Origin of the sequence: Streptosporangium sandarakinum (assembly GCF_050942225.1) — a bacterium.
Lineage (GTDB): Bacteria > Actinomycetota > Actinomycetes > Streptosporangiales > Streptosporangiaceae > Streptosporangium > Streptosporangium nondiastaticum.
The window spans coordinates 1,332,184-1,352,223 of record NZ_CP192034.1 but is presented as its reverse complement, the minus strand read 5'-3'; the positions used below and the strand labels follow the sequence as shown (position 1 = coordinate 1,352,223).

Below are 20,040 nucleotides of genomic sequence, written 5' to 3'. Positions count from 1 at the left end.
ATGTTTCTTTCCCCTCGGGGTGGTTCTCAGGTGGTGGCCTTGCGGCGCAGGGTGTCGGAGAGGACCGCGAGCGCGATCACCACTCCGATGACGACCTGCTGCCAGAAGGCGGAGACGGAGAGCAGATTGAGGCCGTTGCGCAGCACCGCGAGGATGAGCGCTCCGATGAAGGTGCCGAAGGCCCGGCCCTTGCCGCCCGACAGGCTCGCCCCGCCGATGACGACGGCGGCGATGGCGTCGAGCTCGTAGCCGGAGGCCGCCTGGGGCTGCGCCGAGGCGAGCCGGCTGGCCAGGACGATGCCGGCGATGGCGGCGAAGAGACCCGACAGGCCGTAGGTGATGAGCTTCTGCCGGTCGACCTTGATGCCGGAGAGCCGGGCGGCCTCCTCGTTGCCGCCGATGGCGTAGATCGCCCGCCCGGAGTAGGTCCGGCTCAGGACCAGGGCGGTGATCAGCCCCATGGCGATCATGACGAGGACCGGGATCGGCAGGTAGTCGCCGATGGTGTCGCCCAGGTGGGTGACGGCGTCGGGCAGGGCGATCGGGCTGCCCTGGGAGATGACCAGGGCCAGGCCGCGGGCGATGCCCAGCATGGCCAGGGTGGCGATGAACGGCGGCAGCTTGCCGTACGCGATCAGGGCCGCGTTGGCGAGCCCGCACACCAGGCCGACGGCCAGGGCGACGAGGACGGCCAGCGGCCACGGCAGGCCCGAGTCGGTCGCCAGCCAGGCCAGCACGATCGCCGACAGCGCGGCGACGGAGCCGACCGACAGGTCGATGCCGCCGGTGATGATGACGAAGGTGACGCCGAAGGCGAGGATCGCGGTGACCGCCGCCTGGACGCCCACGTTGAGCAGGTTCGTCACCGTCAGGAAGTCACCCGACAGCAGCGACAGGCCGACCACGAGCACGACCAGGGCGACCAGCGCGCCGTTCTCGGCCAGCCAGGCGGCGGCCGGGTGCCGGCGCCGCGTCGCCTTGGCGGTCCCGTTGAGCACATCAGTGGACACGTGCATCCTCCACCTCGCTGACGGCCAGGGCCATCACCGAGTCCTGGGTCGCTTCACGCGCGGCGAGCTCTCCGGCGAGCCTGCCGCGTGCCATCACCAGCACGCGGTCGCTCATCCCGAGGATCTCGGGGAGATCGCTGGAGATCATGAGCACCGCGTGCCCGGAGGCGGTGAGCGAGTTGATCAACTGGTAGATCTCGACCTTGGCCCCCACGTCGATGCCGCGGGTGGGCTCGTCGAGGATGAGCACGCTCGCGTCGGCGAGCAGCCATTTCCCGATTACGATCTTCTGCTGGTTGCCGCCGGAGAGTGTGCGGACCTCCTGGCCGAGGCCGCTCATCCGCACGCCGAGCCGTCCGGCGACGTCGGCGGCGGCCCGGCGCTGCCCGGCCCGGTCGACGAATCCACCGCGGCTGGCCCGGCGGAGCGTGACCAGCCCGAGGTTCTCGGCGATGTCGGCGCCGAGGACCAGCCCCTGGCCCTTGCGGTCCTCCGGGACCAGGCCGAGACCGGCCTCCATGGCCGCGTGGACGTCGCCGCGCGGCAGCGGGCGGCCGTTCACCAGGACCTCTCCGGTGTCGTAGGAGTCGGCGCCGAAGACCGCCCGCGCGACCTCCGTACGGCCCGCGCCCACCAGCCCGGCCAGGCCGACGACCTCGCCGGCGCGGACCTCGAAGGAGACGTCCTCGAACGCGCCGCGCCGGCCCAGGCCCCGGACCCGCAGCAGCGGCTCGCCGGGCGCCGCGGGCTCCCGGGGGTACTGCTGGTCGATCGGCCGGCCCACCATGAGCCTGACCAGCTCGTTCTCCGGCGTGCTCGCCGGCACCTGCGTGACCGAGCGGCCGTCCCGCAGCACGGTGACCCGGTCGCCGACCTGCGGGATCTCCTCCAGGTGGTGGGTGATGAACACGATCGCCACGCCCTGGTCGCGGAGCTGGCGGACGATGGCGAACAGCCGCTCGACCTCGCTGGTCGTCAGCACGGCGGTGGGCTCGTCCATGATGAGCACCCGGGCGTTCAGGGCGAGCGCCTTGGCGATCTCGACCATCTGCATGCGGGCGATGCCGAGGCGGCCGACCGGGGTGCGCGGGTCGACGTCCACGCCGACCCGGGCCAGCAGCTCGCGCGCCCGCTCGTGCATCTTCTTCGTGTCGACGAGCCCGAAGCGGCGGGGCGGGCGGCCCAGCGCGAGGTTCTCGCCGACGGACAGCTCGGGGACCAGGTTGAACTCCTGGTAGATGGTGGCGATGCCGAGCCGCTGGGCGTCTCCGGCGCCGCGGATCTCGACGGGCGCGCCGTCGACGACGATCCGTCCGGCGTCGGGGCGGTAGGCCCCGGAGAGCATCTTGATCAGCGTGCTCTTGCCCGCGCCGTTCTCGCCGAGCAGGACGTGGACCTCGCCGGCCCGCAGGTCGAAGTCGACCCCGTCCAGGGCCACCACGCCGGGGAACTCCTTGCGCAGTCCCTCGACGCGGAGGATCTCGCCTCCGGCCGCCCCGCCCCGGGGGCTGTCGTCGTTCGTCACGAGACGTTCCTTCCTTCCCCGCACGACTGCCTGGGCACCAGTACGGCGGGCAGGACCACCGACCCGGCGGGCCGCCCGTGGAGCCGGTCGAGGATGACCCGCACGGCGCGCGCGCCCAGTTCGGCGACGGGCTGGCTGATGGCTGTTATCGGGGGGTTCATATGGGGGAACCACGGCACGTCGTCGAAGGACGCCAGTGCCACGTCCTCGGGGATGCGCAGACCGCGCGCCCGGATCTCGTCCAGCGCGCCCAGGGTCATCAGGTTGTCGCCCCCGAAGATCACCTCGGGCGGCTCCGGCAGGTCCAGGAGCCTGGCGCTGAGTGCCCGGCCGCTGGCCAGCTGGAAGTCCCCCGACTGAATGTACTCCGGGCGCAGCTCCATCCCGTGTTCGGCCACCGCCTTCACGAAGGCGTCGGTGCGCTCCCGGCCGGTGGAGAGGCGGAGCGGGCCGGAGATGAGGGCCACCCGCCGGTGCCCCAGCCTCTTCAGGTGGCCGACGAGCTCGCCGATCGCGGCGGTCCCGTCGACCCGGACCGACGGCACGTCCATGCCGGGGAGCACGCGGTCGATGAACACCAGCGGGTCGCCCGTCGCGGCCGCCTGCTCCACCAGCGGGGTGACCTCGGCGGTGGGGCAGATCAGCAGCCCGTCCACCCGCTGCTCGATGAGGGTGCGCACATAGTGGTCCTGCTCCTCGGCCCGCTCGTCGGCGTTGCCGATGACGACGGTGTAGCCGGCCTTGCGCGCCGTGTCCTCGACCGCGCGGGCCAGCTCGGCGAAGAACGGGTTGAGGATGTCACCGATGATCAGGCCGAGTGTCCGGGTCGCCTCGGTGCGCAGCGAGCGCGCCACCGCGTTGGGGACGTAGTTCAGCTCCGTCATCGCGGCGTAGACCCGGTTCCGGGTCTCCTCGGACACCGAGGGATTGGCGTTGAGGACCCGGGAGACCGTGGCGACGGACACACCCGCGCGAACGGCCACATCCTTGATACGTGCCACCGGCCCTCCCGTGTAATCGATTACATGAGGGTATGTAATCGATTACATGAACACCATCCCCGCCGGTGGTGGCCTGCGTCACAGATCACCTTCCGCTTCCGGGCCGCCGGACCCCGTGCTTCCGGGGCAGGCGCCCGGGACCCGGCCGCCGGTAGGGTGCTGGTGTGTCCGAGGTCGTAACCGGCGAGGCGGTCGTCGTCGAAGTCCGGATCGCCCAGCTTCCGAGCCGGGTGGCCGCGCTGCTCATCGACATCCTGGTCCAGCTCGTGACGCTGGCCGGGGCGTCCTTCGTGGCCGGCAGCCTGCTGCTCGTCTCCGACCCGGCGCTGACCGCCATGGTGTACATCGCGCTGTCCGTGCTGGTCCTGGTCGGCTATCCGGTGATCTTCGAGACGCTCTCGCGCGGGCGCAGCCTCGGCAAGCTGGCCCTGGGCCTGCGGGTGGTCAGCGACGACGGCGGCCCCGAGCGGTTCCGCCAGGCCCTGTTCCGCGGCCTGGCCGGGGTGCTGGAGATCTGGACGCTCAGCGGCGCCCCAGCCCTGATCAGCTCGCTGGTCTCGGAGAAGGGCAAGCGCCTCGGCGACGTCTTCGCCGGGACCATCGTGATCGCCGAGCGCGCCCCCCGCCGGTACGGCCCGCCGCTGGAGATGCCGCCGCCGCTGGCCGCGTGGGCGGCGACGCTGGAGCTGTCCCGACTGCCCGAGGAGGTCGCGGCGACCGCCGCCCGGTACCTCACCCGCCGGAGCGACCTGTCACCCGCCGTCCAGCACGAGATGGGCGCGCGCATCGCCGCCGAGATGTCGGCCTTCGTCTCCCCGCCCCCGCCGCCGGGCGTCCCGCCGTTCGCCTACCTGACCGCCGTCCTGGCCGAGCGCCGCCGCCGCGACCAGGCACGGCTGTCCGGGCGAGGCGGCGCGCCCGGGTACCCGCCGTACGCCGCGCCCTTCCCCGCCGCCCATCGGCCCGCCGCCGCTCCTCCGCCGGCCGCGCCGTACGGTCCTCCGCCCGCGGCGCCGTACGGCCCGCCGCCCGTGATGCGGGACCGGCCTCCGGCGCCGCCCCCGGGGCCCCCGGCTCCCGGGGCGACCCCCGGCGGGTTCGTCCCCCCGGCCTGACCCGGCCCGGCACGCCGTACGGCACGCGAAGGGGGCGGCGGGATCTTCTCCCACCGCCCCCTCGGCGACGCTCAGGAAGAGCCGATCGGTGCGCGATCAGCCGCCGTGGTTGGCGCCGTGACCGTAGGAAGGCTGGGTCTGGGCGTTGAAGATGTCCATCTTGACGCTCTTGGCCTGGTTCGTCAGCGGGTCGTTGATCCGCAGGACGTCGAAGCCGAGGTTGAAGTCACTGCCGTAGATGTAGCCGTTGTAGTAGTAGGCCGACCAGAAGCCGCCGCTCAGCGCGGGAGCGGTGTTGTCGGGGCCGCGCTCGAAGAACGCGATCTCGCGCGGGTTGGCCGAGTCGGTGAAGTCGACGACCGAGATGCCGCCCTGGTACCAGGCCTGGACCATGATGTCCTTGCCCTTGACCGGGATCAGCGAGCCGTTGTGCGCGACGCAGTTCTCGGTGTCGGCCTGGTGACGCGGGATCTTGAAGTAGCTCCGGAACGTCAGCGTGGTGCCGGAGAGGTCGTAGTAGGCGTTGGCGCCGCGGTTCGGGCCGATCGCCTCGTTGCAGGTGGCCGCGCCGCCGCCGCCGAGCTCGTCGGTGAAGATGACCTTGGTGCCCTCGTTGTTGAAGGTCGCCGAGTGCCAGAACGCGAAGTTCTCGTCGTCACGGACGGTCGAGGTGACCTTGGGGTTCACCGGGTCGGAGATGTCCATCAGGATGCCCTCGCCCATGCAGGCGCCGGCCGCGATGTCCTTCTCCGGGTAGGAGGTGATGTCGTGGCAGCCGGTGGTCGCCGACGTGCGGTAGGGGTACTGCTTGTCCGGCTCGCCGGGGTTGCCGCCGTCCGGGAAGAGCACCGGGGTGCTGACGACCGCCGCGTCCGCCGGCTTCGCCAGCGGCACCTTGATGATGGAGATCTTGTCGTGCGGCGTCCTGCAGTCGGGGAAGGAGTCGTTCGGGCCGTAGGAGGAGACGTAGACGTAGACGTTGCTCCGGTCGGCTCCCTTGCCGGGCACCAGGGTCAGGGTGTGCGAGCCGCAGTTGGTCTCGACCGCCTTGACGTACTTGGGGTTCTTCTTGTCGCTGACGTCGAAGATCCGGACGCCCTCCCACGAGTTCTTGTTCGCCGCACTCTGGGACGTGCTGCTGCAGGAGTCGTTGTTGCGGGAGGAGTCGACGGCGCCGAAGAGGAGGTTCCCGTAGACGGCCATGTCCATCTGGCCACCGGGGCAGACCACCGAGCTGACCACCGAGGTCCGCTTGGGGTGCTTGATGTCGTAGATGGAGAAGCCGCTGTAGTTGCCCACGTAGGCGTAGTCGCCCTGGAAGGCGATGTCGGTGTTGATGTCCGCCAGCGCCGCGGGCTTCGGGACGTTGGTGACGTGCTCGATGTTCTCGCTCATGACGATCTCGCCGGGGGCGGGGATGTCAGCGGCTTGGGCGGGCACGGTGGACAGCGACAGCGCCGCCGCCACGCCCGCCACGATGAGGAAGCGGCCGGTCAGACCCTTCCCTCGGGGGGTGAACACTGATGAACCTCCTTGCCATATGCGCCATAAAAGTCGCATAAATGTCTGAATCGTTCATCCTGAAGCGAGGGTCGTACAAGCCTTCACAGTGTCAGTAAGTTTTTCCGTTTTGCTCTATTTACCTACCCCTTATGGGCATATTAGGGTGTTCCGACGTTGTTACCGGGATACGTTCGAGGAGGTCGGGTGCGCGGAGCGCTCGTCGCCGTGGCCGCCGTCCTGTGCCTGAGCGCGTGCAGCGCCGGCGCCGACCGCCCCCCTGCCCAGGCACTGCAGACGGCGCCGATCATCGCGCCCGGCCGCCCCGGTGAGCCCGCCAGGACGCTCAGTCCCGGTGAGGCCGCCACCGCCGTGCCCTCCCCCACCGCCAACGCAGCCGACGTCAAGTACGTGCAGGACATGATCGTCCACCACCGGCAGGCGCTCGACATGGCGTCCCTGGCCCCCACCCGGGCCCGGAACACCAAGGTCAAGGGGCTGGCCGCGCGCATCAAGGACGCCCAGGGCCCGGAGATCCAGTACATGATCACCTGGCTGCGGCAGCAGGGTCAGCGGGTCCCCGACCAGCACGGCGACCACGCCGCCATGCCCTCCATGCCCGGGATGGCCACCCCCGAGCAGATGGCGGCCCTCAAGGCCGCCTCCGGCGAGGACTTCGACCGGCTCTTCCTGGAGCTCATGACCGCCCACCACCAGGGCGCGCTGACGATGTCGGGGCAGGTCCTGGTCGACGGCTCACACATCAAGATCGAAGAGCTGGCCAACGAGATCTCCGTCGGCCAGACCGCCGAGATCAACAGGATGCGGGAGATCCTCGCCGGCCTCTGACCCGCCGCCCGCGGGGTCCCGCGCCGCGCGACCACCGCACGCGCCGCGGACGTCGGGCCGCCGCGGCGGCGGCGAGGGCGTCAGGAGCCGAGCCGCCAGGAGTGGAGATACCTCTCCTGCTCGCCGGTGAGGACGTCCACCTCGATCCCGGCGGCGGCCAGCCGCAGCCGGGCCACCTCGACGTCCACCTCCTCCGGCACGTCGTAGACCCCCGGCGCGAGCTCCGCCCCCTCCCGGGCCAGCCACGCGACCGCGAGCGCCTGCGCGGAGAAGGACATGTCCATGACCGCGGCCGGGTGCCCCTCGGCGGCGGTGAGGTTGACCAGGCGGCCCTCCGCCAGCAGCAGGAGCCGCCGGCCGTCGGCGAGGACGTACTCGTCGGTGCTGGGCCGTACGCCGTGGTGCACGTCCACGGCCAGGTCGTCCAGTGCCCGCACGTCGATCTCCACGTCGAAGTGCCCGGCGTTGGCGAGGATCGCGCCGTCCTTCATCACCGCCAGGTGCTCGCCCCTGATCACGTCGCGGTTGCCGGTGACCGTGACGAACACGTCCCCGGCCGGGGCCGCCTCGCGCATCGGCCGCACGTCGTAACCCTGCAGCGAGGCGTCCAGTGCCTTGACCGGGTCGATCTCGGTGACCACCACCCGGGCGCCCAGCCCCCTGGCCCGCTCGGCCACGCCCCGGCCGCAGTAGCCGAACCCGGCGACCACCACGGTCTTGCCGGCCAGCAGGGTGTTGGTGGCGCGCATGATGCCGTCGATCGTGGACTGGCCGGTGCCGTAGCGGTTGTCGAACATCCGCTTGGTCCGGGTGTCGTTGACCGCGACGACGGGGAACCGCAGCGCCCCCTCGGCCGCCATCTGCCGCAGCCGGATGATCCCGGTGGTGGTCTCCTCGCAGCCCGCGGTGACCCCGTCGAGCAGCTCCGTCCGCTCGGTGTGCAGGATGTTGACCAGGTCGCAGCCGTCGTCGAGGACGATGTCCGGGCCGATGTCGAGCGCCCGGTGGATGTGCCGGTAGTACGTCGCCCGGTCCACCCCGGCCAGCGCGTGCACGGCCACGTCGTATCCGGCCAGGGCGGCGGCGACGTCGTCCTGGGTGGACAGCGGGTTGGAGGCGGCCAGCGCGACCTCGGCCCCGCCCGCCCGCAGCGCGCCCATGAGCACCGCGGTCTCGGCGGTCACGTGCAGGCACGCGGCGATCCGCAGGCCGTCGAGGGGCCGCTCGGCGGCGAACCGCTCCCCGAGGGCGGTGAGCACCGGCATCGCCCGCGCCGCCCAGCCGATCCGCCGCTCTCCGGCGGCCACGAGCTCGCTGTCCACGTCTCTCCCCATGTGCCCGAAACCCCGCGTGCCCGAAGCCCCGCGGGTCCGAGCCCCGTATGCCCGAAACCCCGCGTGCCCGGAGGCCCGTATGCCCGGAGCCCTGTATGCCTGAAGCCCCGTGTACCCGACGCCCCATATGCCCGAAGGCCCCCGCGGTTCGCCGCGGGGGCCGGAAGACCTGTTCCCGGATCTCCGCCGCCCGGCCCGGGGGCCGGGCGGCGGAGCCTTCGGAGGCCTTTAGTAGCGGTAGTGGTCGGGCTTGTAGGGGCCCTCGACGTCCACGCCGATGTAGTCGGCCTGGGCCTTGGTGAGCTTGGTCAGCTTGACGCCGAGCGCGTCGAGGTGCAGCCGGGCGACCTTCTCGTCGAGGTGCTTGGGCAGCACGTAGACGCCGATCGGGTACTGCTCGGTCTTGGTGAACAGCTCGATCTGGGCGATCACCTGGTTGGTGAAGGAGTTCGACATCACGAACGAGGGGTGGCCGGTGGCGCAGCCGAGGTTCATCAGGCGGCCCTCGGCGAGCACGATGATGGCGTTGCCCTCGGGGAAGGTCCAGGTGTGGACCTGCGGCTTGACCTCGGTCTTGACGATGCCCGGGATCTTCGCCAGCCCGGCCATGTCGATCTCGTTGTCGAAGTGACCGATGTTGGACACGATCGCGTTGTGCTTCATCTTCGCCATGTGCTCGGCGGTGATGATGTTGAAGTTGCCCGTCGTGGTGACGAAGATGTCGGCGATCCCGACGACGTCGTCCAGGGTGGTGACCTGGAAGCCGTCCATGGCCGCCTGCAGGGCGCAGATCGGGTCGATCTCGGTGACGATGACGCGGGCGCCCTGGCCGCGGAGGGCGTCGGCGCAGCCCTTGCCGACGTCGCCGTAGCCGCACACGACCGCGACCTTGCCGCCGATGAGCACGTCGGTGGCGCGGTTGAGGCCGTCGATGACGGAGTGGCGGCAGCCGTACTTGTTGTCGAACTTCGACTTGGTGACCGAGTCGTTGACGTTGATCGCCGGGAAGAGCAGCGTGCCGGCCTTGAACATCTCGTACAGGCGGTGGACGCCGGTCGTCGTCTCCTCGGTGACACCCTTGATCTGCGAGGCGATCTTCGTCCACCTCTTCTCCTCGGAGACCGTACGGCGGAGCAGGTCGAGGATGACCTTCCACTCCTCCGGGTCGTCCTCGGCGGCGCTGGGGACGGCACCGGCCTTCTCGTACTCGGCGCCCTTGTGGACGAGCAGGGTGGCGTCGCCGCCGTCGTCGAGGATCATGTTGGGGCCGTCACCGCCGGGCCAGTTCAGCGCCTGCTCGGTGCACCACCAGTACTCCTCCAGGGTCTCGCCCTTCCAGGCGAAGACCGGGACGCCCTTGGGGTCGTCGACGGTGCCCTCGGGGCCCACGACGACGGCCGCGGCGGCGTGGTCCTGGGTGGAGAAGATGTTGCAGCTGACCCAGCGGACCTCGGCGCCGAGCGCGACCAGGGTCTCGATGAGCACGGCGGTCTGGATCGTCATGTGCAGCGAGCCCATGATCTTCGCACCGGCCAGGGGCCTGGCCTCGGCGTACTCCTTGCGGATGGCCATCAGGCCCGGCATCTCGTGCTCGGCGAGCTGGATCTCCCTGCGCCCGAAGGCGGCAAGGGAAAGGTCGGCGACCTTGAAGTCCATGTGTTACCCCTTTGATCAGTGGTCGCGTTCGTCCCGGGCCCCGCCGCTCTCGGCGGCCCCGCTTCGCTCGGGGACCCGGCTCGCCACTCGGTCGGAAAGTCGTCGGTACGAGTTTAGGCGGCCGATCCGGCCGGACGCATCTTCCAAACGGGTAACCTGACAGAAGAATGTCAGAATCGGCGGGAGGCCGGGATGCGGATCACGGAAGCTGCCCGGCGGCTCGGAATGTCCCCCCGGATGCTCCGCTACCGCGAGGCCCTCGGGCTGCTGCCCCCGGTCAGGAGCCGCGGCTCACACCGGCGGTTCGGCCCCGAGGAGCTGTCGGCGGTGGCCCAGGGGGTGGAGCTGGAGAGGCGGTTCGACGTCTCCCCCGCCGAGCTGGCCTTCGGGCTGCGGGTGCTGAGCGACCCGGCGGTGGCGCAGGCCGTCCGCGAGCTCGGCCTGCGGATCGGCAGGCTGCAGGCCCCGCGCCGGGCGCTGGACTTCGAGAAGGAGAAGGCGCTGCGCCTGCTGCAGGGCCGCCCCCCGGGCACGGCGGAAGCCCCGCCGCATGGCCGCCCCACGGGCGCCGGAGACCCCCGGAAGGCCGCCGGCAACGCCGAAGGGGCCCGGCACGACGGCCGGGCCCCTTCGGAGAAGAGCGTTACGGACGGCTCAGCGACGGGTCACCGGCCGGGGCAGACGAGCCACCGGCCGCCGCCCGGTCGAGGTCCGGCTCCAGGTAGATGACGCGGGCCTGCGGCACGGCGGCGCGGATGCGCTGCTCGGCCTCGTCGATGCCGCGCGCCACCATCGCGGCCGTGTCGTCGTGGTCCACCGCGATCTTGGCGGCGACGAGGATCTCCTCGGGCCCCAGGTGCAGGGTCCGCATGTGGATGACCCGGCTGACCTCCGGCGTCTCCTCCAGGGCCGCGCAGATCCGCCGCTCGACCTCCGGGCCGGCGCTCTCGCCGATCAGCAGCGACTTGGTCTCGGCCGCGAGGATCGCCGCGATGATGGCGAGCAGCACGCCGATCCCCATCGTGCCGATGCCGTCCCACACGCCGTTGCCGGTGATCACGGCCATCGTCACGCCGGCCAGCGCCAGCACCAGGCCGACCAGCGCGCCGAAGTCCTCCAGCACGATGACCGGCAGCTCCGGCGACTTGGAGCGGCGGATGAACTGCATCCAGGACTGCTTGCCCCGCAGCGGGTTCGACTCCTTGATGGCGGTGCGGAAGGAGAAGCCCTCCGCCACGATCGCGAAGATCAGCACACCGAACGCCACGATCGGGGTCTCCACCGGATGCGGGTCGGAGATCTTGTGCCAGCCCTCGTAGAGGGAGAACAGCGCGCCGACCGTGAACAGCACCACCGCCACGACGAAGGCGTAGAAGTAACGCTCGCGGCCGTAGCCGAACGGGTGCTCCCGGGTGCGCCTGCGCTCGGCCTTCTTGCCGCCCACCAGCAGCAGCAACTGGTTGCCCGAGTCGGCCACGGAGTGGATGGACTCCGCGAGCATCGACGACGACGTCGTGATCAGGAAGGCCACGAACTTCGCCACCGCGATCGACAGGTTGGCGGCCAGCGCCGCGATGATCGCCTTGTTACCGCCGCCCGCGCTCACGCCGGCCTCCCTGCTGCTTCCACAATCGATCCCATCGGTCCGTCCCCGCCTACTGCGGGATTCTCGCCTTCAGCTCCGTGATCGCCCCCACCGGGGTCGGGTCGATCCCGTACCCGAGAGCGAGGTACGTACTCGCGTAGTCGCCCAGTCCGATCAGGGAGGCGAGCCGCTCCAGCGGGTGCGTCCCCTCGGCGGAGACCTGGGTGACGTGCACCCCGCGGTCCTCGGCCAGCCGTACCGAGACCTCGCGGCGCCGCGCCACCTGGGGGTGCTCCTCGGTGTCGCGCAGCACGACCAGCCGCAGCGACCGCGCCGACTCGTCGGCGAAGATGTCCCGGGTGGCCAGCGGCCCGTCGAGCGCCATCACCTGGTTGTGGCCGGCCTCGGGGATCTCGCCCCAGACCGCCGGGTACTTGGCGTTCTCGTTGAGCTGGCAGGCCCACCGGTAGGCGGCGACCGCGGCGAGCGGCGACGACCCCCAGATCATCGGGACCGTCTCGGCCAGCTCCATGGCCAGCGACTTGCCGGGGTTGATGAACGACTCGCTGGCCGGGCGGCACCGGTGGGCGATGTCCTCCAGCCGTACGGCCACGCCCTCGAACAGCTCGTCCGGCGCCTCGGCCAGCCGCATCCGGGCGGCGGCGACGACGAGCGGCACCGACAGCGCCCATACGGCGGCGCGCGGCTGACCTCCGACGGTGACGGGCACGAACGGCGCGCCCGCCTGCCGGGCGACCGACTCCAGCTGCGAGCCGGGCGCGCCCACGGCGAGCAGGCGGCATCCGCGGCGGACGGCTTCCATCGCCACCGCGAGCGTCTCCTCGGTCCCGCCGGAGCAGGACACCGCGATCACGAGGTCGGTCGCGCCGACCCACCCGGGCAGCCGCAGGGACCGCACCGTCGTGACGGGCAGCGGGGCGCCGGGGCCGCACACCGCGCCCAGGATGTCACCGGCGATGCCCGAGCCGCCCATGCCCGCGACCACGACCGCCCGGGGCCTGCCGTCGTCGGCGAGCGACGACAGGTCGGTCTCGGCCGCGGCCCGGTGGTAGGCGCGGACCTGGGCGGCCGAGGAGGCCACCGCGGGCAGCATCCCCGAGGGGTCGCCCGCGGCCAGCCACTCCTGGTCGTCGAGCCGGTCCGGCTCCCAGCTCACGACTTCCGGGCCTCGTCGACGAGCAGCACCGGGATGTCGTCGCGGACCGGGTACACCAGGCCGCAGGACGGCGAGGTGCAGGAGAGCTCGTCGGTCTCCCGCTCGGCGCGCAGCGGTGACTTGCAGTTGGGGCAGGCCAGGATCTCAAGCAGCCAGTCGTCGATCTTCACTCGCTCAGCTCCTCACGACAGCGAGGACTTCGTCCCTGATCGCTGCCATCTGAATCTCGTCGGCCGCCTCGGCGTTCAGCCTGAGCAGCGGCTCGGTGTTGGACGGACGGAGATTGAACCACCATCCGGGGCCGGACACGGTCAGGCCGTCCAGCTCGTCGAAGGTGACACCGTCGCGGGCGGCGAACCGCTCGCGGACCCGCTCGACGGCCGCCGCCTGGTCGGCGACCGTGCTGTTGATCTCGCCGGAGGCGGCGTAGCGGGTGTAGGCGGCGAGCAGGTCCGACAGCGGCCGGTCCTGCTCGCCCAGCGCGGCCAGCACGTGCAGCGCGGCCAGCATCCCGGTGTCGGCGGACCAGAAGTCCCTGAAGTAGTAGTGCGCGGAGTGCTCGCCGCCGAAGACCGCGCCGGTCCCGGCCATCTCGGCCTTGATGAACGAGTGGCCGACCCGGGTGCGGACCGGCTCGCCGCCGTGCTCGGCGACGATCTCCGGCACGCTCCGCGAGGTGATCAGGTTGTGGATGATCCGGGCGCCGGGCCGCTTGGCCAGCTCGCGCACCGCGACCAGCGCGGTGATCGCCGAGGGCGAGACCGACTCGCCGCGCTCGTCGACCACCCAGCAGCGGTCGGCGTCGCCGTCGAAGGCCAGGCCGATGTCGGCGCCGGTGTCGAGGACGGCCTTCTGCAGGTCGCGGAGGTTCTCCGGCTCCAGGGGGTTGGCCTCGTGGTTGGGGAAGTCGCCGTCCAGCTCGAAGTACAGGGCGGTCAGCTCCAGCGGCAGTCCGTCGAACACCGTGGGGACGGTGTGGCCGCCCATTCCGTTGCCGGCGTCCACCACGACCCGCAGCGGCCGGATGCCGGACAGGTCGACCAGCGTGCGCAGGTGGTCGGCGTACCCCCGCAGCAGGTCGCGCCGGGACACGCTCCCGCCGCCGGGCCCGCCGATCCCCGCGGCCAGCAGCTCGGCCGCCCGGTCGCGGATCTCGGTGAGGCCGGTGTCGCCGCCGATCGGCACGGCCCCGGCCCGGCACATCTTCATGCCGTTGTAGCGGGCCGGGTTGTGGCTGGCGGTGAACATCACACCGGGCAGGCCGAGACTGCCGCTGGCGTAGTACAGCATGTCGGTGGAGGCGAGGCCGATGTCGATCACGTCGACCCCCCGCGAGGCGGCCCCGCGGGCGAACGCCGCGGCCAGCGGCTCGGAGGAGGCGCGCATGTCGCGGCCGACCACGGCGGTGCGGGCCCCGGTCACCTCCGCGAACGCCGCCCCGACCGCCTCGGCGGTCTCCTCGTCGAACTCGTCCGGCACGACGCCGCGAACGTCGTACGCCTTGAAGATCCTGGCGAGGTCGCCCACTCCAGCTCCGCCCCTTTATGTCGTGTCTGCCGACCCCAGCCTAGTAGGGTCAGCGGTCACGCTGGGGCTGAGCCGAGCGGAGCACCCTGAGGTGACCGCGCCGCCCGACCTCGACCCCCTGGCCGACCGGCTCGGTGCCGCCGCCCGGGGCGGGCCTGGCGGCCTCGCGCACCGCGTTGGCCAGGGCCTCCAGGTCGTCCGTGCTCGGCGGCGCGCCCTCGCTGGGCAGGCGGACGACCTCCCAGCCGCGAGGCGCTGTCAGCCGCTCGGCATGCTCGGCGCACAGGTCGTAACAGTGCGGCTCGGCGTACGTCGCCAAGGGCCCGAGAACGGCGGTCGAATCGGCGTAGACGTACGTGAGCGTGAATACGGCAGGCTGACTGCACGCGGTGCGGGAACAGCGGCGGACGGGGCTCACGGTGGGACCGTATCCGGTAAGCGTCCGAGGCGCCACTACCTGAGCGCTCTTAACGAGCGTGTCGCCACAATTCGGACACGTGTCCCGGCTTTCACCCGCCTGTACGGCTTGCGCCCGCCACGGCGGGACCGGTGCCCGGCCGCGTTCCCCCGCGCCGGGGGCGCCGTTCCCGGGCGCACCCGCGGCGTCGCGCGGCCGTTTCCGGGTCCGCCCGCCACACCGCGTGACCGGAAGGGCCGGAGCGGACATCGGGGGAACACCGGGGGAACGCCGGAGGAACACGGCCTAAGCTTGGCCCGTGAGCTCGGCACCCGGTAGACCCCGCCCTCCCCGCCGCCGCGACCGGCACGGACGCGGTATGCGCGGCCCGCTGGCGCCCTCTCACGTGCCGATCGCCAAGTCCCGCGGCGAGCGCTTCGACGATCTCGTCCTGGACGCCGTGGACCGGCTCAAGCCCCGCTGGGGCAAGCAGCTCGCCACCGTGGAGTTCGCGGTCGAGGAGGTTCCCCCGGCGGCCGACCTGGGCGACGGCCCCGGGCTGCTCGGCGGCGAGCCGATCCCGTTCGGCCGGTCCGAGCCCGCGGCGGGCAAGAGGCCCGCCGTCGTCGTCATCTACCGGCGCCCCCTGGAGGCCCGGGCCCGCGACCGCGAGCAGCTCGGCGCGCTGGTGCACGACACGGTGGTCGAGCAGGTCGCCGGGCTGCTGGGGCTGTCGCCGGAGACGGTGGACCCGGGCTACGAGGACGAGGACTGAAAAGAGCCCTTCCGCGGAGCCGGCGCCCGCCGTACCCGTGACCGCCCGCCGGGCGGCCCTCAGGGCAGCACGGTCGCCGCGGACCCGGTCACCGGCGGCACCACCGCCCAGACCCGGGCCGCTGCCAGCGGCTGGACGGTCAGCACCCGCCCGTCCTTGAGGCGCTCGTCCATCACCCGCGCGCCGTACACCGGCCCCGAGCCGGGCAGCGGCTCCGCGACCACCGCGAAGGCGCCGTCCACGTCGGGCAGCTCGACCTCCTTGGTGCGCGCGGCGAGGATCTCCACCTCGATCGGCTCCGGCGCCTTCCCCTTGCGCGGCAGCATCGTGACGCTCACCCTCCCGGCCGTCTCCGGCGCGCTGAACACCAGCCGGGAGCTCTTCTTGCCGCCCGTGCGGTTGTCGGCGACCACGCTGCCCAGGTCGATCGGGGCGGCCCCGGCGGTGAAGCCCACATCCACCCGGTCGCCGGTCCCGGTGGCCGTCACCGCGGCCACGACCGGCACCGGGGAGGTGAGCAGGACCGCGGCGGGCCTGCCGTCCAGGCCGGCGGACAGGTCCATGGCGGCGACCGACCCGGCGGGCACCTCGATCGCGTCGTGGCCGTCCAGGGCGTAGGTGCCGTCGGGCGTGACGACCCGGACCTCGACGATCGTGTCGGTCTCGGCGGGTGAGGCGACCAGCAGGTCGCGCCGGCCCCCGCCGCCGGGGACGCCGGGCACCACGACCCGGGTGGCCGGATCCGCGGAGAGCGGCAGCCAGTCGACGCCCCGCCCGCCGCTCATGACCGCGTGGGCCGCCGCGGTGACCCGGCCGAAGGCGGTGCTCACCTCGACGGCCATGACCAGCGGCGAGGGGGCGATGTCGCGCAGCCTGATCGCGCGGCTCTCACCCGGTTCGACCACGATCGTGTCGCCGGAGCCGCCGGCCACGGGGCCCTCGCCGGAGTAGACGGTGATCTCCACGCCCGCCGGGGCCAGGTCGGCGTTGGCGAGGTGGAGCGTGACGTCGGCCGCGGCCGGGCCCGGCCCGACCAGCCAGGCGCTCGCGCCCGGCTCCACGCACCGTGTTCCGGCCAGCCCCCGCTGCTCGCCCGAGGTCTCCCGGCGGGTCTGCGCCGCCTCCAGCCCCGCCGCCATGCTCCCGGAGGCCGTCACGACGAGCGGCGGCGAGCCGGCCTTCAGCTTCTCCTGCCAGAGGCCGGCGGGGACGGTCAGGGTGGCCAGCGTCCTCTCCCCGGCGACCAGCGCGGCGGCGCCCCGCCCGCCGCCGCCCGGCGGGGTGACGACGCCGACGTCGGAACCGCCGGGGTCGGGGCAGACGGCCGTCACGGAGGCCACCGGCACCTTCCGCGGCGCGGGAGCGGGCGCGACGGCGGTCTCCGGACGGGTCGCGGCGGCGAGGCCGTACAGGACGGCCAGGCCCGCGAGGACGGCCAGGACGAGCCGGGGCGGGCCGGGACGGCGTTCGACGAGGGCTCTCAACGGGCCACCGCCTCCCCGCCCGCCCGGGAGCCGCCCCGAAAGTCACCCCGGGAGCCACCCGGGGCGGGCTCGTCACGCGACCCGGGAGCGGCCATGACCGCGACGGCCGCCGCCATCACCGCCTGGACCCAGAGCCAGGGGCCGTGCCACGGGTCGTCCGGGGCCGCCGGAAGGGGGGTGACCGGGAGCGTCACCCGCCACACGCCCACCCTGCGCGACAGGCTCATCCTGGCCAGCTCGGGCTGGGAGTCCAGCGCGCGGCTGACCCGCGGGTCCACCGGCGAGGCCACCGCGACGAACCGCACCCCGTGGGCGGCCAGCACCCGGACGTCGTCGCCGCCCCGGCCCGAGACCAGCCCGGCCGCCGCGACGGCGACCCGGTCGCGCGGCTCCGCGGGCACGGGGACGTCGGCCTCGCCGACCAGCGGGGTACGGCGGTGCAGCACGGTGAAGGTGAAGCCACCGCCCCGGGCGCGCAGCAGCAGGGTCAGGTCGCGGTCGCCCGAGTTGACCGCGGCCAGCGCCGGCATCGCGTCCGGAACGTTCCCGCTGATCGGGCCGTCCGCGCCCCGGGCGACCCAGGCGACCGCGGCGAGCAGGGGCGTGGAGCAGGCGGCCGCCACGACGGCGAGCGCGGTGGCCCGGCGCGCCCGGCCCACCGCACTCGCCGCGCCCATCGCACTCGCCGCGCCTACCCTGCTCGCCGTACCTCCTGTGTTCGCCGTCAGGAACCCCGCGGCCCGGCGCGCGGCGAGGACCGCCACCGTCAGCATCCCGGTGGCGGCGAAGGCGAGCGGCACGCCGGGCCAGGGGGGGCCGGCGTCGCCGTCCGGGGAGGAGACGGTGGTGCGGCTGACCAGGATCGCGACCAGCAGGCCGAACAGCGCGACCCCCAGCCGATCGCGGCGACCGGGCGGTCGCGCCGCATGGCCGTCACGGCGACGCAGGCGGCGACGAGGCCGCAGGTCACCCAGGCCGGCGGCACGCCCGGTCCGCCGGGGCCGAGTGCCAGCAGCGTCCCGGCGGGCAGCGCGGGATCGGCGAGACCGGGCCGGTGCAGGCCGGCCTCCAGCAGCAGCCGGCCCGGGTTCGCGGCCATCCCGGCCAGCCAGGGAAGCAGCAGCGCCACCGGGACACCGGACACGATCGCGACCGAGGCGGCGATGCCCCGGCGCGGGAAGGCCAGCGCGGCGAGCGCGCCGAGGACCAGCGCGAGCGGGTAGAGCAGCGGCGCGAAGGCCGTGCCGACGGCCAGCAGGAGGCCGAGCGCCCACGCGGCTCGGCGGGCGCGGCGGCGCTCGCCCGTGAGCACGGTGACGGCCAGCGCCGCGCAGGCGGGCAGCAGTATGAAGACCACGGCGGTGCCGAGCCGTCCCGCGGCGATCGCGCCGGTGGCCACCGGCAGGAGCGCGTAGCAGGCGGCCGGCAGGGCCCGCGCCCACCGGCCCGGGACGAACGGGCGGGCCGCCACGTAGGCGCACACCCCGGCCAGCGGCACGCACCCGAGCAGCAGCAGCCACACCGCGAGCCAGGTCTTGCCCATCAGCACCGTGGAGACCGCGGCCAGCACCGCGACGTACGGCGGGGCCCACGCGTCGCCGCCCAGCGCCGCCGGGCGGGGCCCGCCGATGTAGAGGTCCCACAGGTCGGACGCCCCGCCGATCACCGGGACGAGCGCGCCCCCGCCCAGCCGGGAGCCGCCGAGCAGGGAGCGCTCCGCGACCAGCGTGACCGCGGTCAGCGCCAGGAAGAGCAGCACGCCGGGGTTGCCGAGGAACCGCTGCATCCCCCCGGCGTCGGCGAGCAGCTCGTCGCCGTCCTCCCCGGGCGCGGTCACCGCGTGGCGGCCCGCGGACTCCGGGATCCCGGCGCCCGACAGGCGGCCCTCCAGCCACTCGGCCACCCGCCGGTAGCCCGCCCCCGGCGGAGTGAGCAGCCGGGCGACCGCCCGGTGGGACCGCCGCCGTCCCGCGGCGCGGGCCCGCCGGGCCTCGGCCAGCCGGGCGGGACGGGCGAGCACCGAGCCGAGCGCGGCGATCTCGTCCAGCGCGGCGGCGGGCCGCTTGCCCAGCAGGAGCAGCAGGGCGCGGCAGGCCGAGCCGGCGATGTTGCGGGCCAGCGCCCACGGCAACGACCGGGGCGGCAGGTTCGCCATGACCACGAACACGGCGTTGCGCCGGTCCAGGCGGCGGAGACGGCCGCCTTCGCCGCCACGGCCGATGCCGTCGCCGAAGCCTCCGCGGACGCCTTCACGGACGCCGCCGCCGTCGGCCCCTCCGCCGGCGGCGGCGCCTCCGCCGGCACCGACGCGGCGGAGGCGCCGGGCGGCGGCCTCGGCGTGCCAGGCGAGGGCGCCCGCGACGTTGCGCACCCGGTAGCCGGCGGCCCAGACCCGCCAGCACAGGTCGAGGTCGTCGCGGAACAGCGGCAGGAAGGGGTCGAGCCCGCCGACCTCCTCCCAGACGTCCCGGCGGACGAGCATCCCGGCCGTGGAGACCGACAGCACGTCGCGGTCGGCGTCGTGCTGGCCCTGGTCGTACTCGCGGGGATCCAGCCCGGTGTCCCTGCGTCCCGCCAGGTCCACGGTGACGCCGACCTCCAGCAGGACCCTCCGGTCCACCCAGTCGAGGAGTTTGGGGCCGAGCACCCCGATCTCCGGATCGTCGCCGGCCGCCCGCAGCAGGGCCCGCAGCGCACCGGGGTCCGGCGCGCAGTCGTCGTGCAGCAGCCAGAGCCATTCCCGCCCGTCCGCCGGGCCGAGCCGGTCGAGCACCGCGGCGACGGCCTCGCCGAAACCGGTCCGGCGGGGCAGGGAGAGCACGGCGTTCGGGCCGAGAACCCTTCTCATCAGCTCGGCGCCGCCGTCGCGGCTGCCGGTGTCCACCCCGACGACGCGGTCCACCGGGCGGGTCTGCCCGAGCAGCGCGTCGAGGGTCTCCCCCAGCCATCGGGCGCCGTCGTGGCTGACGATGATCGCGGTCACGGTGTCGGGGGGCGAGGGGGCGTCGGTGACGGACATGCGTCTCGCGTCCATGAGGGGGTGATGATCGGCGACAACGATACGACACGGCTGTCAGGCCATGTCAGGGGCGGGAGAAAGGTCAT

The 20,040-nt window shown here is 73.2% G+C and carries 18 protein-coding genes; 4 read left to right on the top strand and 14 right to left on the bottom strand.

The window, feature by feature from the left end:
- Window positions 1-26: 26 nt before the first annotated feature.
- The 3 genes from ACQP10_RS06490 to ACQP10_RS06480 are packed head-to-tail and all read right to left on the bottom strand — an operon-like array spanning window position 27 to window position 3,536.
- On the bottom strand, window positions 27-1,016 hold the full coding sequence (locus tag ACQP10_RS06490; RefSeq protein ID WP_433541044.1) for an ABC transporter permease: 990 nt from the start codon (window positions 1,014-1,016) through the stop codon (window positions 27-29).
- Window positions 1,000-2,535 carry a sugar ABC transporter ATP-binding protein gene (locus ACQP10_RS06485; RefSeq protein ID WP_346021905.1) on the bottom strand — a complete coding sequence of 512 codons (1,536 nt, stop codon included), beginning with the start codon at window positions 2,533-2,535 and terminating at the stop codon, window positions 1,000-1,002. The genes ACQP10_RS06490 and ACQP10_RS06485 overlap by 17 nt, the downstream gene beginning before the upstream one ends.
- Entirely contained in the window at window positions 2,532-3,536 is a 1,005-nt protein-coding gene (locus tag ACQP10_RS06480) for a LacI family DNA-binding transcriptional regulator (protein WP_179819428.1), read from the bottom strand. The genes ACQP10_RS06485 and ACQP10_RS06480 overlap by 4 nt, the downstream gene beginning before the upstream one ends.
- Before the next feature lie 164 nt (window positions 3,537-3,700).
- On the opposite strand from ACQP10_RS06480, the gene ACQP10_RS06475 reads away from it, so the two are divergent.
- Entirely contained in the window at window positions 3,701-4,651 is a 951-nt protein-coding gene (locus ACQP10_RS06475; protein WP_433541043.1) for an RDD family protein, read from the top strand.
- 96 nt (window positions 4,652-4,747) lie between these two features.
- Here ACQP10_RS06475 and ACQP10_RS06470 read toward each other — a convergent pair whose 3' ends face one another.
- Window positions 4,748-6,172 (bottom strand): LVIVD repeat-containing protein, encoded by a 1,425-nt coding sequence (locus ACQP10_RS06470; RefSeq protein WP_346021902.1) that lies wholly within the window; start codon window positions 6,170-6,172, stop codon window positions 4,748-4,750.
- Window positions 6,173-6,358: 186 nt separating this feature from the next.
- Between ACQP10_RS06470 and ACQP10_RS06465 the strand changes: the two genes are divergently transcribed.
- Window positions 6,359-7,000: a DUF305 domain-containing protein gene (locus ACQP10_RS06465; protein WP_346021901.1), complete on the top strand. Its 642-nt coding sequence runs from the start codon at window positions 6,359-6,361 to the stop codon at window positions 6,998-7,000.
- 80 nt (window positions 7,001-7,080) lie between these two features.
- Here the strand turns inward: ACQP10_RS06465 and ACQP10_RS06460 are convergent, their stop codons facing one another.
- Window positions 7,081-8,334: an adenosylhomocysteinase gene (locus tag ACQP10_RS06460; RefSeq protein WP_346021900.1), complete on the bottom strand. Its 1,254-nt coding sequence runs from the start codon at window positions 8,332-8,334 to the stop codon at window positions 7,081-7,083.
- 228 nt (window positions 8,335-8,562) lie between these two features.
- Complete coding sequence (ahcY, locus tag ACQP10_RS06455; protein WP_346021899.1) at window positions 8,563-9,990, bottom strand: adenosylhomocysteinase; 1,428 nt, start codon at window positions 9,988-9,990, stop codon at window positions 8,563-8,565.
- Window positions 9,991-10,182: 192 nt separating this feature from the next.
- On the opposite strand from ahcY, the gene ACQP10_RS06450 reads away from it, so the two are divergent.
- Window positions 10,183-10,719, top strand: a complete 537-nt coding sequence (locus tag ACQP10_RS06450; protein ID WP_433541042.1) for a MerR family DNA-binding transcriptional regulator — start codon at window positions 10,183-10,185, stop codon at window positions 10,717-10,719.
- On the opposite strand, the gene ACQP10_RS06445 is transcribed toward ACQP10_RS06450, so the two are convergent.
- From ACQP10_RS06445 to ACQP10_RS06425, 5 genes are read right to left on the bottom strand one after another with little or no spacing between them, the layout of a single operon-like run.
- Window positions 10,634-11,596, bottom strand: a complete 963-nt coding sequence (locus tag ACQP10_RS06445; RefSeq protein WP_179819435.1) for a cation diffusion facilitator family transporter — start codon at window positions 11,594-11,596, stop codon at window positions 10,634-10,636. The two genes, ACQP10_RS06450 and ACQP10_RS06445, sit on opposite strands and share 86 nt — an antisense overlap.
- A 49-nt stretch (window positions 11,597-11,645) precedes the next feature.
- Window positions 11,646-12,752 (bottom strand): bifunctional phosphoglucose/phosphomannose isomerase, encoded by a 1,107-nt coding sequence (locus ACQP10_RS06440; RefSeq protein WP_346021897.1) that lies wholly within the window; start codon window positions 12,750-12,752, stop codon window positions 11,646-11,648.
- Window positions 12,749-12,922, bottom strand: a complete 174-nt coding sequence (locus tag ACQP10_RS06435; RefSeq protein ID WP_179819437.1) for a Trm112 family protein — start codon at window positions 12,920-12,922, stop codon at window positions 12,749-12,751. The genes ACQP10_RS06440 and ACQP10_RS06435 overlap by 4 nt, the downstream gene beginning before the upstream one ends.
- Window positions 12,923-12,926: 4 nt before the next feature.
- Window positions 12,927-14,279 carry a phosphomannomutase/phosphoglucomutase gene (locus ACQP10_RS06430; protein WP_433541041.1) on the bottom strand — a complete coding sequence of 451 codons (1,353 nt, stop codon included), beginning with the start codon at window positions 14,277-14,279 and terminating at the stop codon, window positions 12,927-12,929.
- A gap of 49 nt (window positions 14,280-14,328) precedes the next feature.
- A complete protein-coding gene (locus tag ACQP10_RS06425; RefSeq protein ID WP_179819439.1) occupies window positions 14,329-14,697 on the bottom strand; it encodes a DUF3499 domain-containing protein in 369 nt (122 codons plus the stop codon).
- Window positions 14,698-15,055: 358 nt separating this feature from the next.
- On the opposite strand from ACQP10_RS06425, the gene ACQP10_RS06420 reads away from it, so the two are divergent.
- Window positions 15,056-15,451 (top strand): metallopeptidase family protein, encoded by a 396-nt coding sequence (locus ACQP10_RS06420; RefSeq protein ID WP_179819440.1) that lies wholly within the window; start codon window positions 15,056-15,058, stop codon window positions 15,449-15,451.
- 59 nt (window positions 15,452-15,510) lie between these two features.
- Here the strand turns inward: ACQP10_RS06420 and ACQP10_RS06415 are convergent, their stop codons facing one another.
- The 3 genes from ACQP10_RS06415 to ACQP10_RS06405 are packed head-to-tail and all read right to left on the bottom strand — an operon-like array spanning window position 15,511 to window position 19,969.
- Window positions 15,511-16,935 carry a DUF5719 family protein gene (locus ACQP10_RS06415; RefSeq protein WP_433541040.1) on the bottom strand — a complete coding sequence of 475 codons (1,425 nt, stop codon included), beginning with the start codon at window positions 16,933-16,935 and terminating at the stop codon, window positions 15,511-15,513.
- On the bottom strand, window positions 16,932-17,735 hold the full coding sequence (locus tag ACQP10_RS06410) for a hypothetical protein (RefSeq protein ID WP_433541039.1): 804 nt from the start codon (window positions 17,733-17,735) through the stop codon (window positions 16,932-16,934). Before ACQP10_RS06410 ends, ACQP10_RS06415 begins: the two co-directional genes overlap by 4 nt.
- Window positions 17,702-19,969, bottom strand: a complete 2,268-nt coding sequence (locus ACQP10_RS06405) for a glycosyltransferase (RefSeq protein WP_433541038.1) — start codon at window positions 19,967-19,969, stop codon at window positions 17,702-17,704. Before ACQP10_RS06405 ends, ACQP10_RS06410 begins: the two co-directional genes overlap by 34 nt.
- Window positions 19,970-20,040: the final 71 nt, after the last annotated feature.

Excerpts from the sequence above, each read along its gene's own strand:
- ACQP10_RS06490 (WP_433541044.1), bottom strand. The coding sequence starts at position 1,016 with ATGCACGTGTCCACTGATGTGCTCAACGGGACCGCCAAGGCGACGCGG.
- ACQP10_RS06460 (WP_346021900.1), bottom strand. The coding sequence starts at position 8,334 with ATGGGGAGAGACGTGGACAGCGAGCTCGTGGCCGCCGGAGAGCGGCGG.
- ahcY (WP_346021899.1), bottom strand. The coding sequence starts at position 9,990 with ATGGACTTCAAGGTCGCCGACCTTTCCCTTGCCGCCTTCGGGCGCAGG.
- ACQP10_RS06450 (WP_433541042.1), top strand. The coding sequence starts at position 10,183 with ATGCGGATCACGGAAGCTGCCCGGCGGCTCGGAATGTCCCCCCGGATG.
- ACQP10_RS06420 (WP_179819440.1), top strand. The coding sequence starts at position 15,056 with ATGCGCGGCCCGCTGGCGCCCTCTCACGTGCCGATCGCCAAGTCCCGC.
- ACQP10_RS06405 (WP_433541038.1), bottom strand. The coding sequence starts at position 19,969 with ATGGACGCGAGACGCATGTCCGTCACCGACGCCCCCTCGCCCCCCGAC.